At 57.1% G+C, this 254-nt stretch carries 1 pseudogene; it reads right to left on the bottom strand.

Going from position 1 to position 254, the window contains the following annotated elements:
• Positions 1-254, bottom strand: a pseudogene (gene tldD / locus SB765_RS31635) (metalloprotease TldD); the annotation flags it as partial.

The following is a 254-nucleotide window of genomic DNA, read 5'->3' as shown; positions in this document are numbered from 1 at the left end:
CTGTACGCGCTTGTCCGCTTCGCGAGCAACCTTATCGACGCGACGCAGGATATCCAGCTTCTCTTCACGGCTCATGCTTTGCAGCGGATCTACCGAGGTATACAACGGGCTATGCTCTACCGCGCCCAGCGTCTGTACTTTGCCATCACCACTATCACGGACGATGGTGCGCGCCGCTTGCGCACTCTGTTCCAGCGCCAGCAGGCTGATTTGGTCAGCGTAAGCAAATCCGGTTTTTTCACCGCTGATTGCAC

The sequence above is a fragment of the Pseudomonas sp. SIMBA_067 genome, assembly GCF_046534675.1.
In the GTDB taxonomy this organism is placed as follows: Bacteria; Pseudomonadota; Gammaproteobacteria; order Pseudomonadales; family Pseudomonadaceae; genus Aquipseudomonas; species Aquipseudomonas putida.
Note: the sequence above shows the minus strand (reverse complement) of the source record. Positions and strands in the feature narration are given on the sequence as shown.